12 protein-coding genes are annotated in these 12,888 nt (G+C 54.3%); 10 read left to right on the top strand and 2 right to left on the bottom strand.

The window, feature by feature from the left end:
* The first annotated feature begins 193 nt into the window (after positions 1–193).
* The 3 genes from xylA to R3C20_21835 are packed head-to-tail and all read left to right on the top strand — an operon-like array spanning position 194 to position 3,156.
* Positions 194–1,507, top strand: a complete 1,314-nt coding sequence (xylA, locus tag R3C20_21845; protein MEZ6043150.1) for a xylose isomerase — start codon at positions 194–196, stop codon at positions 1,505–1,507.
* Positions 1,507–2,601, top strand: a complete 1,095-nt coding sequence (gene queA, locus R3C20_21840) for a tRNA preQ1(34) S-adenosylmethionine ribosyltransferase-isomerase QueA (protein ID MEZ6043149.1) — start codon at positions 1,507–1,509, stop codon at positions 2,599–2,601. Before xylA ends, queA begins: the two co-directional genes overlap by 1 nt.
* Before the next feature lie 39 nt (positions 2,602–2,640).
* On the top strand, positions 2,641–3,156 hold the full coding sequence (locus R3C20_21835) for a hypothetical protein (GenBank protein MEZ6043148.1): 516 nt from the start codon (positions 2,641–2,643) through the stop codon (positions 3,154–3,156).
* Here the strand turns inward: R3C20_21835 and hpt are convergent.
* Entirely contained in the window at positions 3,063–3,641 is a 579-nt protein-coding gene (gene hpt / locus R3C20_21830; protein ID MEZ6043147.1) for a hypoxanthine phosphoribosyltransferase, read from the bottom strand. The two genes, R3C20_21835 and hpt, sit on opposite strands and share 94 nt — an antisense overlap.
* Before the next feature lie 224 nt (positions 3,642–3,865).
* Between hpt and R3C20_21825 the strand changes: the two genes are divergently transcribed.
* Positions 3,866–4,348 carry a DinB family protein gene (locus R3C20_21825; protein ID MEZ6043146.1) on the top strand — a complete coding sequence of 161 codons (483 nt, stop codon included), beginning with the start codon at positions 3,866–3,868 and terminating at the stop codon, positions 4,346–4,348.
* Between the two features lie 142 nt (positions 4,349–4,490).
* On the opposite strand, the gene R3C20_21820 is transcribed toward R3C20_21825, so the two are convergent.
* Positions 4,491–5,366, bottom strand: coding sequence for a carbon-nitrogen hydrolase (locus tag R3C20_21820; protein MEZ6043145.1), 876 nt, complete (start codon positions 5,364–5,366; stop codon positions 4,491–4,493).
* A 309-nt stretch (positions 5,367–5,675) separates the two neighbouring features.
* Between R3C20_21820 and R3C20_21815 the strand changes: the two genes are divergently transcribed.
* The 6 genes from R3C20_21815 to R3C20_21790 all read left to right on the top strand — a co-directional run bounded on the left by R3C20_21815 (position 5,676) and on the right by R3C20_21790 (position 12,759).
* Complete coding sequence (locus R3C20_21815) at positions 5,676–7,202, top strand: hypothetical protein (protein MEZ6043144.1); 1,527 nt, start codon at positions 5,676–5,678, stop codon at positions 7,200–7,202.
* Positions 7,203–7,421: 219 nt separating this feature from the next.
* Positions 7,422–8,111, top strand: coding sequence for a hypothetical protein (locus R3C20_21810; GenBank protein ID MEZ6043143.1), 690 nt, complete (start codon positions 7,422–7,424; stop codon positions 8,109–8,111).
* A gap of 32 nt (positions 8,112–8,143) precedes the next feature.
* Positions 8,144–8,356: a hypothetical protein gene (locus R3C20_21805; protein MEZ6043142.1), complete on the top strand. Its 213-nt coding sequence runs from the start codon at positions 8,144–8,146 to the stop codon at positions 8,354–8,356.
* 126 nt (positions 8,357–8,482) lie between these two features.
* Positions 8,483–8,935, top strand: a complete 453-nt coding sequence (gene tnpA / locus R3C20_21800; GenBank protein MEZ6043141.1) for an IS200/IS605 family transposase — start codon at positions 8,483–8,485, stop codon at positions 8,933–8,935.
* Between the two features lie 418 nt (positions 8,936–9,353).
* A complete protein-coding gene (locus R3C20_21795; protein MEZ6043140.1) occupies positions 9,354–10,343 on the top strand; it encodes a phosphotransferase in 990 nt (329 codons plus the stop codon).
* An 805-nt stretch (positions 10,344–11,148) separates the two neighbouring features.
* Positions 11,149–12,759: a family 16 glycoside hydrolase gene (locus R3C20_21790; protein ID MEZ6043139.1), complete on the top strand. Its 1,611-nt coding sequence runs from the start codon at positions 11,149–11,151 to the stop codon at positions 12,757–12,759.
* The last annotated feature ends 129 nt before the right edge of the window (positions 12,760–12,888 follow it).

Below are 12,888 nucleotides of genomic sequence, written 5' to 3'. Positions count from 1 at the left end.
GCGTTACACTGTTGCACGGTTCAGCTTCGATTCAAACGGCATGATTTCAGAAGCGCTGACGGCCTCTCTGGAACCATCAGAGTCCGGGGTGTTGTTCCCGGGCAGGCCGTGATTTGCCATCCGAACGGAGGCAGAGTCAGCGGCTGAGCTGCGACCAGGCGTGGAGCACATTTCTCAGGGGAAGTATCATTCAATGGCAGAGTTTTTTCCAGAAGTCAGCAGGATTCAGTACGAGGGCCCGAGCACAAAGAACCAGCTGGCCTATCGCCACTATAACCCGGGAGAAATCATTGAAGGCAAGTCGATGGAAGACTGGCTTCGATTCAGTGTCTGCTACTGGCACACATTCCGTGGTAACGGCACCGACCCATTCGGCGCGCCAACGCTGAATCGTCCCTGGGACGACGGAACCGATTCGCTGGAGAACGCTCTCAAGCGAGTCGACGTTGCATTCGAATTCATCGAAAAACTGGGAGTGCCTTATTACTGCTTTCATGACCGGGACGTCGCCCCCGAAGGCGCGACCCTGAAAGAGAGCCACGCGAATCTGGATGCCGTTGCAGCAAAACTCAAAGAAGCACAACAACGCACCGGGATCAAATTGCTTTGGGGCACGGCAAACCTGTTTTCGAACCCCCGCTTTATGCACGGGGCCGCGACAAGTCCGAATGCGGATGTTTACGCCTATGCAGCGGCTCAGGTAAAAAAAGCCATGGAAGTCACCATGGAACTGGGCGGTGAAAACTATGTGTTCTGGGGCGGCCGCGAAGGTTACATGTGCTCCTACAATACCGATATGAAGCGGGAACTTGACCATCTTGCACGATTCATGCACATGGCTCATGACTACGCCAAACAGATTGGTTTCAAGGGTCAGTTCCTGTTTGAGCCCAAGCCGAAGGAACCTACGAAGCACCAGTACGACTTTGATGCAGCCGCCTGCCTGAATTTCATTCGGCAGTATGGTTTGCTGGATGTTGTGAAGCTGAACATCGAAACCAACCACGCAACGCTGGCGGGGCACACGATGATGCATGAACTGGAATACGCTTCCATTCAGGGCGCTCTCGGAAGTATTGATGCCAATACGGGAGATCTGCTGCTGGGATGGGACACAGACCAGTTCCCAACCGACATTTATCTGACGACTCAGGTCATGATGATCATTCTGAAGCAGGGTGGGCTGGCTCCTGGCGGCACAAACTTTGACGCCAAGGTGCGACGCGAAAGCATTGATCCCATCGATTTGTTTCATGCTCACATTGGTGGCATGGACGCATTTGCTCGCGGCCTGAAAATTGCGGCTGCGATTCGCGCGGATGGCGTTCTTTCTGACTTCGTCAAACAACGGTACAGCAGTTATGAAACCGGAATCGGACGAAAAATTGATATCGGCACAACCAACTTTACTGACCTTGAAGCTTACATGCTTGAGAAAGGTGAAGCCGATGCAAACATCAGCGGGCGCCAGGAGATGCTCGAAAACATCATTAATCAGTACATCTGATGTCTGGTGAGGTTCCCAACCTGGATTTGTTGTCGTCGTGGCAATACGACTTGCCGGAAGAGCTCATCGCGTCGCGCCCTGCTGCGAGACGCGATGGATCCCGCCTGATGGTTGTGGATCGAAACAGCGGCCAAATCCAGCACCGAAAAATCCTCGATCTGCCCGACTTACTACAGCCCAGGGATTTGCTCGTCTTCAACAACACGCAGGTGCTCCCTGCGCGGCTGTTTGGTTATCGCACAGCGACCGGAGGACGCTGGGAGGGGTTGTTCGTTCAGGAAACAGCTCCCGGCCAATGGATATTGCTGGGAGAAACCCGGGGGAAACTCCGGTCGGGCGAAACGATCACTGTGCTGCCTGCGTATCATCGCGATGCGGACCGTCAGGATTCAGATTCACTCGTGATCACTCTGCACGAAAAATTCTCAGACGGAAGCTGGAGTGTCAGGATTTCAGAAGATGCGGATGCCATTTCGATTCTTAACCGATTTGGCAGCCTGCCGTTGCCTCCGTACATGGGACGAAAGCTGGCAGATGAATCGGATCAGGAACGGTACCAAACCTGTTTTGCAACAGTCCCGGGAGCGGTAGCGGCACCAACTGCCGGGCTTCACTTTACACCGGAATTGTTTCGGCAGTGCGAGCATCGTGGAATTCGTTCAACGGAAGTCACGCTGCACGTGGGAATCGGAACGTTTCGCCCGGTATCCACCGAATGCCTGAGCGAACATGATATGCATCATGAATGGTGCCGGGTTCCCCCGTCGTCAGCACAGGACATCTGTCAAACGAAGTCCGACGGAGGTCGCATTGTTGCTGTTGGCACAACATCTGTCCGAACTTTAGAGTCCGCAGCATCGGCCGGACTTTCCCCGGACCACGGCTGGCAGGGCGAGACAAATCTGTTTATCCGCCCCGGCTACACATTTCAAATTGTCGACAGGCTCCTGACAAATTTCCATTTGCCCGGCTCAACACTCATCGTTCTGGTTGCGGCATTACTCGGTTATGATCTGACCCTGGAAGCCTATCGAAAAGCCGTTGAAGAGCGGTATCGATTTTATAGCTACGGTGATGCGATGCTGATCCTTTGATTTCCGGACCTACCAGGCAGATCGGCCTGTTTGCAAACCATGAATATGAAACGAATTGTCACAGTCATCAGTGTGGTGCTATTGAGACTCATGCTCGCAGTCTGGGTTGGCGGCGCGGCATTGTTTGTGATTACAAGCGTTGCAGAACAAACCAATCCGGAATTTGACTCGGTCACGCGTGACCAACTGGCGACGGTACGATTCCCACTTTATTACCTTTTTGGTGCCATCACCCTGACGATGGCTCTTGTGGGCGGAGCAATCGCAAGTTTCGTCGCCAGTGGCTGCCTGCGCAAGCGAATGCGAGTCGCGATGCTTCTGACGGTCTTATCCGCAGGACTTGCAGTGGTGGACTATGTTTGGATCTATCAGCCACTGCAGAAGCTGATCATCCCACCTGGCCAGGCGAGAACGCAGGAGTTCATCACACTGCACGAACGGTCTCGCCATATCAACGAGGTTCACGTGACGTTGGCATTGGTGGCATCCGTGCTCGCTGCAATTCCACCGAGCGACGCTTCTTCAAGATCCTGTGGATCCGGGATTCCGATATAGGGCAGGTGCCGGAATTCGTCGTTGTAATCCAGCCCATAGCCGACAACAAATTCATCCGGAATTTTGAAGCCGTAGTAGGTTGGCTCCAGTTCCACACGGCTTCTGGCTGTTTTCCACAACAGGACAGCCGACTTGATACTACTGGGATTGTATCCGGCGACGGCTTCGAAGAGTCCCACCATGGTGCTGCCCGTGTCAAATATGTCGTCCAGGATCAAGACATCTCGACCCTTCAGATCGGGAACAAGCGAGCTGTTGACAGATAGCTGTCCGGGCGTCGTTCTGGTTCCACCATAGCTTGATGCCTGTATCAGGGCGACTCGCAAAGGAACGTTTGTCGCGCGGATCAGGTCGGCCAGCAGCACGATACTGCCTGTCAGCACACCAAGAATCGTCAGCGGGCGATTTGCGTAGTCGCTGCTGATCGTGGATCCGAGTTGTTTAACGCGATCCCGGATTTCGTTTTCGCTGATAAGAATGCGCATCGAGTTCTGCTGTTCAGATGATGACCGCTTTGAGAGGTCAGGTGCATTGGATTTCAAGCGTGGTCAGTCTAAAGTCTCTGCCCGGGAGATCAACGCTGCAACAGAAAGCCACAATCGCAGCGCCGGACAATCCTTCGAAATGACCTGATCTCCCACGGCGTCGCTTCGGTGCAAACGAAAGCACCAATCATCCCCCTGAACTGTCTCACTACGAAAGCAAGTCAATGAATAGTTGCAAAGCACTTCAGCTTGGGCTGGATATGGCAGAAATGATCTCGCTGGCCTACATCAATGACCTCACTGACGAACAATTGATGTTGCGACCGTGTTCAGGAACAAATCACATTAAGTGGCAGATCGGGCACCTGATCGCGTCGGAGCATTCCATGATCGAAGGTATCAAAGCCGGAACAATGCCACCCCTGCCGGATGGATTTGCGGCAAGGTACGAAAAGGCAACAGCAGAATCGGACGATGCTTCTGCCTTCGACTCGAAGGAAGTCCTTCTGGCAACGTACCAGGCTCAGCGTGCAGCCACCATCGCGCTATTGAATGAGCAGAATGATGAGGATCTTGATCGGGCAACAGGCGTCGATTACGCCCCCACGGTTGGCAACATGTTTTCGCTGCAGGGATCACATTGGTTAATGCATGCCGGGCAGTGGGTCATCGTTCGACGACAACTCGGCCTGCCCGCGTTGTTCTGATCGTTCGGACTCGCCAGCCCGGTTGGCACACCGGCTCGAACTGTACAAGGGCTCGAACTGTACACCGGCCATTCGATCCGGACGCCGCACACGAATCCAGGGATAATCTGTCTGCGCTGGCGCACGGATGCCCGGCGATGAATCATTCACACCAGCGTTTCTGCAAATCCCCGAACGCATCGATTCGACGATCGCGGAAGAAGGGCCAGTGGGTGCGCGCGGTGTTTATGAGGGACAGGTCACAATTCACGACCAGATTCTCTTCTGTTTCGTGAGGTGACCTGGCCAGCACATTGCCGTATGGATCGGAAAGGAATGATCCTCCCCAAAACTGGATTTCCCCTTCCACTCCCACTCGATTTGGTGCACCCACGAAAAGCCCATTCGCAATGGCATGGCTGCGGATCATTGTCTGCCAGGCAGAATACTGGCTCTCACCATAGACATCGCGCTCACCCGGAATCCAGCCAATAGCAGTGGGGTAGAACAACAGTTCTGCTCCCTGCATTGCTGTGAGCCGGGCAGCTTCCGGGTACCACTGGTCCCAGCAGATACAGACGCCCACTTTGGCGTAACGGGTCTGGAATGCCAGGAAACCCAGATCACCGGGTGTGAAATAAAATTTCTCGTAGTAGAGCGGATCATCCGGAATGTGCATTTTTCGATACAGGCCTGCGGTGGATCCGTCAGCGTCAATCACAACAGCGGAATTGTGGTAGAGCCCGTGGGTTCGCTTTTCGAAAACCGGCGCCACGATCACCGTCTGCAGCTCTTTCGCGATCGAAGACAGCGCCTGAGTTGTCGGGCCAGGAATGGGCTCGGCCAGTTCAAAATTCGCGTGATCTTCGGACTGGCAGGGGTACTGAGTGTTAAAGACCTCCTGCAGGCAGATCACCTTCGCGCCAGCGTTTGCCGTTTCGCGGATGTTCTGGATCGACCTCTCCAGATTCTCAGAAGGTGATTCCGTACACGTCATCTGAACAAGGCCAACTTGCACTTCGTTCTTCTTTGCACCCATTTTCTCTGCCTATTATTTCTGGTTGATGGCCGGGAGGTCGACCAGTAACGGCATCACCCCTCTCCGATTCTGCATGCTTCCGGCATACTCTCAATCTGTCACACGGACGGCTCGAACAACAGCATAGCGATTTTGTCATCGTCTGCAGTTGATCGAGTCGGGGTTCCCTCAAAATCGGGACGCATGGGCACGTGAGATTTCATTCGGTTAGCCGCATAACTTCCTGAAAATTCTTTCGCAGGCCGGACTCGTCGCCGTAAACTCGCCTTCTTCCTTCTGAAATCGCCTTAAACGGAAAGTGACTTGACGATGCGTGGCTTCCAGCAAATCCGATTCCTGCTGCTGCTGGCAATGATTCCCGGCAGTCTGGTTCTGGCGGACGATGCCGACACCAAAAAGGAAAAGGAGGACAAACCTCAGGAAGTGCTGGTGGAAACTCAGCACGAAACCACAATTGGCGGTAAGTCGATTTCCTACACAGCCACAGCGGGCAAGCTTCTGATGAAGTCCGATTCGCTGGAATCCCGCGCGGAGATGTTCTTCGTCGCCTATACCAGGGATGGTGAAGATGCATCGCGTCGCCCCATCACGTTTTGCTTCAACGGTGGGCCGGGGTCTTCCTCGGTCTGGCTGCACCTGGGGATGCTGGGGCCAAAGTTTATTCGCTTTCCGGAGGACGCGTCCTATCTGAAACCACCGTATCGACTGGATTCGAATCCATGGTCGCTGCTGGATGTAACAGACCTTGTTTTCATCGACCCTGTCAGTACCGGATACAGTCGTCCGTCAAAAGATGTGAACAAGAATGAATTTCACGGATACGAAGAGGACGTTGCCAGCGTCGGTCAGTTCATTCACGACTACACCACACGATTTCAGCGATGGCCGTCACCCAAGTTTCTATGTGGCGAAAGCTACGGAGGCGTTCGGGCAGCGGGGCTCAGTGGACACCTGCAGAGCCGCTATAACCTCGAACTAAACGGCATTGTCGTTATTTCCGGAGCGATCAATTTTCAGACGCTGCGATTCAGCACAAGCAACGATCTGCCCTGTCTTCTGTTCCTTCCGACATACGCCGCGACCGCATGGTATCACAAGGCTCTGCCGGCCGATCTTCAGCAACTTTCATTGAAAGACGTGGTCCGGCAGGCAGAAGAATTTGCCGCCAGTGACTACGCTCTTGCACTGATGAAAGGCTCCGGTATTCAGCAGGATCAGTTCGATGCCGTCGCAGAAAAACTCGCACGTCTTACGGGATTGTCGCCTGAATATGTGAAGGCATCACACCTTCGTATTCCTATGAACCGTTTCGGAAAAGAACTGCTTCGTGATCGCAATCGTACCATTGGTCGATTTGACAGTCGTTATTCAAACATGGATCGAGATTCTGCCGGAGAATCGTATGAATTTGACGCCAGCGGTGCTGCAATCTTCGGACCGTTCACTGCGGCAATGAATGACTACATTCGACGCGACCTGAAGTATGAAGAAGAACGCGTCTACGAAATTCTGACCGGTAACGTTTATCCATGGAGCTATCGGAACTTTGAAAATCGCTACGTCGATGCCTCTGAAACACTGCGCCGCGCCATGACAGCGAATCCATCCCTGAAGCTGTTTGTTGCCTGTGGATACTACGATCTGGCGACTCCGCATTCAGCGATGGACTACACCATCAATCATCTCGGCCTGTCGCCCGAACGCATGCAGAACGTCGAAACGCATTACTTCGAAGGCGGCCACATGATGTACATCCACGAGCCATCTCTCGAAGTACTACGCGGCAATCTCGTCCAGTTCTACAGCAATGCCGTTGAAAGCCCGGATACGAAATAACTGCAGGCATCTTCGTTCGCGAACGATCTGTCTACAGTGAGAGCCCACTCACACAGATGAGTAACCCCTATTCGATATCCATCTCAATCGATTTCAGCCGCGCTTCGGCAGCTTGCATGGCAACCAGGCGTTCCACAGCCCGCTCGTGAAGGCGCGTCCCCGTGGGTCCTTCTCATTCCGGTTCTGATTTTGGTCGGCGGCTTTGTTCTGGTCTGCGTGTTGGGCCATTACTTTGTCGTTCGCCCTCGAGATCGTGCCACGAAGACGCGCCGTACAGACCGCGAACGAACACTGGATTCATTGAATTTCAGGCCACTCAAGTGGACACCGACAACAACGGACGAACTGCGTGATGCCTTTGGGAACTTTCGAGGTGTTCGACGCAGAATAGATCTATGGACGCAGACGCAACTGGTGAATGCTCAGATTCAATCGGGGGACCAGCGTCAGATCCTCGTGTTTGACGTCATCCGGGATGACGACGAACTGGATGCGACGGGAACGGAATCCACATTCGTCTGGATCGTGGACCAAGGCTGCCAATTTGAACCAGTACACGTCATGGGATTTGGACAGCTGCCGTTGTTTGCACTTCTGCGACCATTGGCCGTACGTCTGTTCAATTATTCGTTTCCGCATCCGTCACTTGAGTATTCCTGTTGCATCTTTAACGAACGCGGCCGATTCGAACGCCGTCCATTCGGAGCCAACCTGGTTTCCTGCCTTGAAAACCTCAAACCTGATACACAGTGGCCCTTTCGCTCAAACCTTGGATTTGATTTTGTCCTGAATGGTGCTCAATTCCTGATGTGGCGCGACCAACTCGTTCTCTCAGAGGATATGGTTGACTTTGTGCGTACAGCAGAAGCCGTCCACGCTGCGGCCAAATCCGACACCCCATGTGAATAACAGCCAGAAACACGATCCGAACCTGATTTCCCATGAGCGATCGGACAGTTGACGACAAGCTGCCGAAGGCCGCGTTATCCAGCCACGAAGTGGCAACATGGTGTCGCCATGGGCGCGATTTGTCGGCCTCCGGCCTTTGTTCCCGAAGACTTGAGAACCGGTGGCTGACGCCACCGGCAGGGATTCTGTCGGGCTCCGCCCTGAGCCTGTCAGGTTCCGGCTGGCAGGCTCTGCCCTTAGATTGATTGCGTATCGCTCTTTCGGGCTCTGCCGTTGTCCTGGCTGGATAGCCCGGAGGGCGAAATATTCATTGCCGGTGGCGTCAGTCACCGGATCACAATTGCATCACACCTGAGCCCGGAGGGCGATACATGGCAGCCCATCAACAACTTCTCTATCACGTTGTTTTCAGCACCAAAGAAAGACGCCCACTCCTGCAGGATGATCAGTTCCGAGAAGGCGTTTGGGCCTACATGGCAGGCGTCGCCAGGAATCTTGATGGCTTCGCGATCCGAATTGGTGGCTACTACGATCACGCTCACTTACTCGTCCGGATTCCGGCGAAAGTGGCGGTGTCCGACTTTGTTGGCAAACTGAAAGCCAATACAAGCAAGCACATCAACGAATCGCGTGACGCGGGAATGAGGTTTCACTGGCAAGACGGATACGGAGCTTTCACCGTCAGTCCGTCCTGGCAGAATGCCGTCGTTGCGTACATCAGCCGCCAGATGGAGCATCATCGCAAGCAATCGTTTCAGGATGAATTCCTCGAGATTTTGAAACGACACGAAGTAGACTACGATCCGAAGTACATCTGGGAGTGATGTGTCGGCCTCCGGCCTTTGTTCCCAAAGACTTGAGAACGGTGGCTGACGCCACCGGCAGGGATTCTGCCGGGCTCCGCCCTCGTAAATGAGCGGCCGGTAGAAACCGGCCGTACGCCGCCCTTCAAATCGGCAAGGCGGACAGAGGGACTGCATAGCCCGGAGGGCGAAACATTCATTGCCGGTGGCGTCAGCCACCGGATCTCAGTTACATCACATCCGCGAGCCCAGAGGGCGACACAAGGCTGCCAATCAACATTATGATGTGTCGGCCTCCGGCCTTGATTGCCTTCCACTTCGGATCGGTGGCTGACGCCACCGGCAGAGATTCTGTCGGGCTCCGCCCTCGTGACAACCCACAGCCCGGAGGACGAAATTTTCATTATGCAAAACCGAACTGATCGAGAGACCTGACCACGTGACTGAGGCGGATCAATTCGACGCTATTCTTACTGCATTCGTACTCCAGTCGACGGGCGCAGCGAAGATTTCACGTACCGAGGTCGTGCAGAGTCTTTGGAGCGGCTATGGGCAGATTGTGCGATGTCATCTTTCGGGCTGCGCGACCCCGAGCGTTGTTCTGAAGCACGTGCGCTGGCCTGACGAGCAGGCCCATAAGTACGGCTGGACGTCCGATCGCTCGCATCAGCGAAAGATCAAATCGTATCAGGTTGAGACGGCCTGGTACGGACGATATGCGGAGCGGTGTCTTGATGCCTGTCGCGTGCCCAACTGTCTGGCCGTCGAGCATCGTCCCGATGGAGTCCTCCTTCTCCTGGAAGACCTGAACGCCGCGGGCTTTGCCGGTCGCCGTTGGAACGTGAGCGACGCCGAAGTCGATGCGTGCCTGTTATGGCTGGCTAACTTCCATGCCACATTCATGACAGAGCCGCCCGAAGACTTGTGGACCACCGGAACGTATTGGCACCTCGCCACTCGCCCCGATGAATTCGATGCGCTCGACGACAGTCCTCTGAAAGCAGCTGCCAGCGAGCTCGATCGTCGACTGTCTGATAGCCCCTTCCAGACGTTTGTTCATGGCGATGCAAAGCTTGCGAACTTCTGTTTTAGTCCCGATGGAAGACATGCTGCGGCCGTCGATTTTCAGTACGTCGGTGGAGGTTGTGGCATGAAAGATGTGGCCTACTTCGTCAGCAGCTGCTTTGATGAGGACGAGTGTGAGCGACGTGAATCCGCTTTGCTGGATCGTTACTTCGAGTTCCTCTGCGAAGCATTGGTAGGCTCGGGCAAGGCTGTCGACAGTCGCGCGCTCGAAGCCAACTGGCGTGAACTGTATCCTGTGGCATGGACCGACTTTTTCCGCTTTCTTCAAGGATGGAGCCCCGGCCATTGGAAGGCTCATCGCTACAGCACACGGCTCGCAACCGAAGTTCTGGACTCCTTATGAATCTGTCTGGTACCGGAGAAAAAGGGACTGGCTCCGTGTACAGACGGCGCGGACCTGGTGCGGTTGCCACCGACATCTACGGCCAATGTTTCTACCTCAACCGGGCCGACTCCGCGCTCATGTGTCACCGAGGGATCCTGTTCGCCACCAACGAAACGCTCGCGCAGCGAATACGAGCTCTGTGTCGGTCACATTAGGCAGCAGTAAGGGGCATCCTGATTTATGAAACAAATACGATGACCCTGATGGCGATTCCCTCTCCAGTCAGAAAACACCGTAGCGGAACTCCTCCGGTCGCTCGTGGGGCTCCCAAACGATGCGAAACGCGCCCACCCGGATGACTTCGTCCTTCTCGGTGGCGGTATGAAGAACGGGCGGTTCCGTCGGCATCGATGAAGGTGGTTTGCTTGAGTCGGTTGCCGATGAGGTTCTATTCGAAGTGGATGTGGTCGTCTTCGACCGCAACGCCCCCACCCTGCCCCTCTCCCCCGGAAGACGGTGAAAACAGAAGATCGCTAACAACAGCCGGTTGAAAAACGGGACTGGCTCGAGCAGGAGACCTCAAAACACGATGGTTTCCAGTCGTCCTGCGTGTCACGGTTTTTCAACGGGCAGCTAAGCTAACGTCAGGTGAAAACAGCCCTGACCCTTTTCTGTCGACGCCTTTCTTCACTCCGTAAAGCTGTTGATCGCTGAAACGTTTGTTACATTGTAACATCATCCAACTTCTCCGTGATGAAGCTCCGGCTCATTCGCTCTCCACAAGCCCACCCACTCGATCATCTGTAGCATTAAAGGAGTCCCTATGAAAGCTGTCCGTTTCCTGCTTCTGCTCGCTGCCACTGCAGCCTGCATAACAAGTCCTTCAGACATCGTTGCGGACGAGTGGCAAACGATATTCGATGGCAAAACTCTTGAGGGATGGGACGGAAATCCAAAACTCTGGCGAGTGGAAGACGGAGCGATCACGGGGCAGACCACTGCTGAAAACAAGATCTCGAAGAATCAGTTTCTGATCTGGCGTGGTGGCGAGGTCGACAATTTTGAGCTGGAACTGGAATACCGAATTGTGAACGGCAATTCCGGCATTCAATACCGCAGTTTCGAGCTGCCCAATTCGGAGTGGGGTATCGGTGGCTACCAGGCTGATTTCGAAGCTGGCAAAACCTACTCAGGCATTCTGTATGGAGAGCAGTTTCGAGGGATTCTGGCACTGCGAGGAGAATCGACCGAACTGGTAAGAAACGGTGACAAGTTCGAAAAGAAGGTTGTCGGTAACATCGGAAACTCAGAAGAGATTCAGTCGAAGATCAAACACGAAGACTGGAATAAGTATCGCATCGTTGCCAATGGCTTTCGCTTTCAGCATTTCATCAATGGCGTGCCGACCATTGAATGTGTCGACAATGACGAACAGCAGCGTCGGGAATCAGGTTTGCTTGCTCTGCAGATTCACGTTGGTCCCCCGATGATCGTTCAATTCCGGAATATTCGCCTGAAGAAGACGCCGGCACCAAAGAAGGTGGCTCTGATCGCCGGGCGTCCCAGTCATGGATACGGAGCGCATGAGCACAAAGCTGGGTGCATGCTGCTTTCGGATGCCCTGAATCATGCAGGCATCGGAGTGGAAGCGTCGGTTTACACCAATGGCTGGCCGGAGGATGACAGCGTTCTGGATTCGGCAGATGCGATTGTGATTTACTGCGATGGAGGAGGCGGTCACCCTTTCAACAGCAAACTCGACCGGCTTGATTCTGTCCTTAAGAAAGGCGTTGGGCTGGTCTGTATCCACTACGGCGTCGAAGTTCCCAAAGGTCCTTCCGGTGATGCTTTTCTGCGCTGGACCGGTGGCTATTTTGAAACGGACTGGTCAGTGAATCCGCACTGGACGGCCAGCTTCCGGGAACTGCCTGCACACCCGATTGCAAACGGTGTGAAGCCATTCCATATCAATGATGAATGGTATTATCACATGCGATTCGATGAAGCCGGGCAGGTCACTTCGATTCTGAAGGATCTGCCTCCGGCCAGCACTCTTGTTAAAGATGACGGCACGCTGGCGCGACCGGACGGAGCGCACAGCAACAACGCTGCTGTGCGAGCCGCAGTTCTGGAACGTAAAGAGCCACAAACCGTCGCGTGGGCAAGAACTCGGGAAGATGGTGGTCGCGGCTTTGGAATTACCGGCGGACATTTTCACTGGAACTGGGGACACCGCGATTTTCGAACGCTTGTCCTGAATGCAATTGCCTGGTCGGCAAAGGCTGATGTTCCTGCCGGCGGCGTGTCTTCTCCAGACCTGACGGTCTCCGATCTGCAGGCAAATCAGGACGAAAGCGTCCCCGACAACTTTAATCCTGCTCGCGTTCAGGCCATGCTGGACGAATGGAACACGCAAACTGTTTCATCTCGATAGCGATCGATCGATTCTGCTCCGACTTCATCCGACCCAGGACTCCATTCGAGACCGGGCCTTCAGTGGTGAAAGAGCTTGAATGTGGCGGTCGTGCCTGCTGTGATGCGGGTGTTTCCCTTTGACTGGCCC

This window comes from Planctomycetaceae bacterium (assembly GCA_041398825.1).
GTDB lineage: Bacteria > Planctomycetota > Planctomycetia > Planctomycetales > Planctomycetaceae > F1-80-MAGs062.
This window is presented reverse-complemented; position numbering and strand designations above follow the sequence as displayed.

Excerpts from the sequence above, each read along its gene's own strand:
- R3C20_21805 (MEZ6043142.1), top strand. The coding sequence starts at position 8,144 with ATGAGCGATCGGACAGTTGACGACAAGCTGCCGAAGGCCGCGTTATCC.
- R3C20_21820 (MEZ6043145.1), bottom strand. The coding sequence starts at position 5,366 with ATGGGTGCAAAGAAGAACGAAGTGCAAGTTGGCCTTGTTCAGATGACG.
- tnpA (MEZ6043141.1), top strand. The coding sequence starts at position 8,483 with ATGGCAGCCCATCAACAACTTCTCTATCACGTTGTTTTCAGCACCAAA.
- hpt (MEZ6043147.1), bottom strand. The coding sequence starts at position 3,641 with ATGCGCATTCTTATCAGCGAAAACGAAATCCGGGATCGCGTTAAACAA.
- R3C20_21815 (MEZ6043144.1), top strand. The coding sequence starts at position 5,676 with ATGCGTGGCTTCCAGCAAATCCGATTCCTGCTGCTGCTGGCAATGATT.
- R3C20_21790 (MEZ6043139.1), top strand. The coding sequence starts at position 11,149 with ATGAAAGCTGTCCGTTTCCTGCTTCTGCTCGCTGCCACTGCAGCCTGC.
- R3C20_21825 (MEZ6043146.1), top strand. The coding sequence starts at position 3,866 with ATGAATAGTTGCAAAGCACTTCAGCTTGGGCTGGATATGGCAGAAATG.
- queA (MEZ6043149.1), top strand. The coding sequence starts at position 1,507 with ATGTCTGGTGAGGTTCCCAACCTGGATTTGTTGTCGTCGTGGCAATAC.
- xylA (MEZ6043150.1), top strand. The coding sequence starts at position 194 with ATGGCAGAGTTTTTTCCAGAAGTCAGCAGGATTCAGTACGAGGGCCCG.
- R3C20_21835 (MEZ6043148.1), top strand. The coding sequence starts at position 2,641 with ATGAATATGAAACGAATTGTCACAGTCATCAGTGTGGTGCTATTGAGA.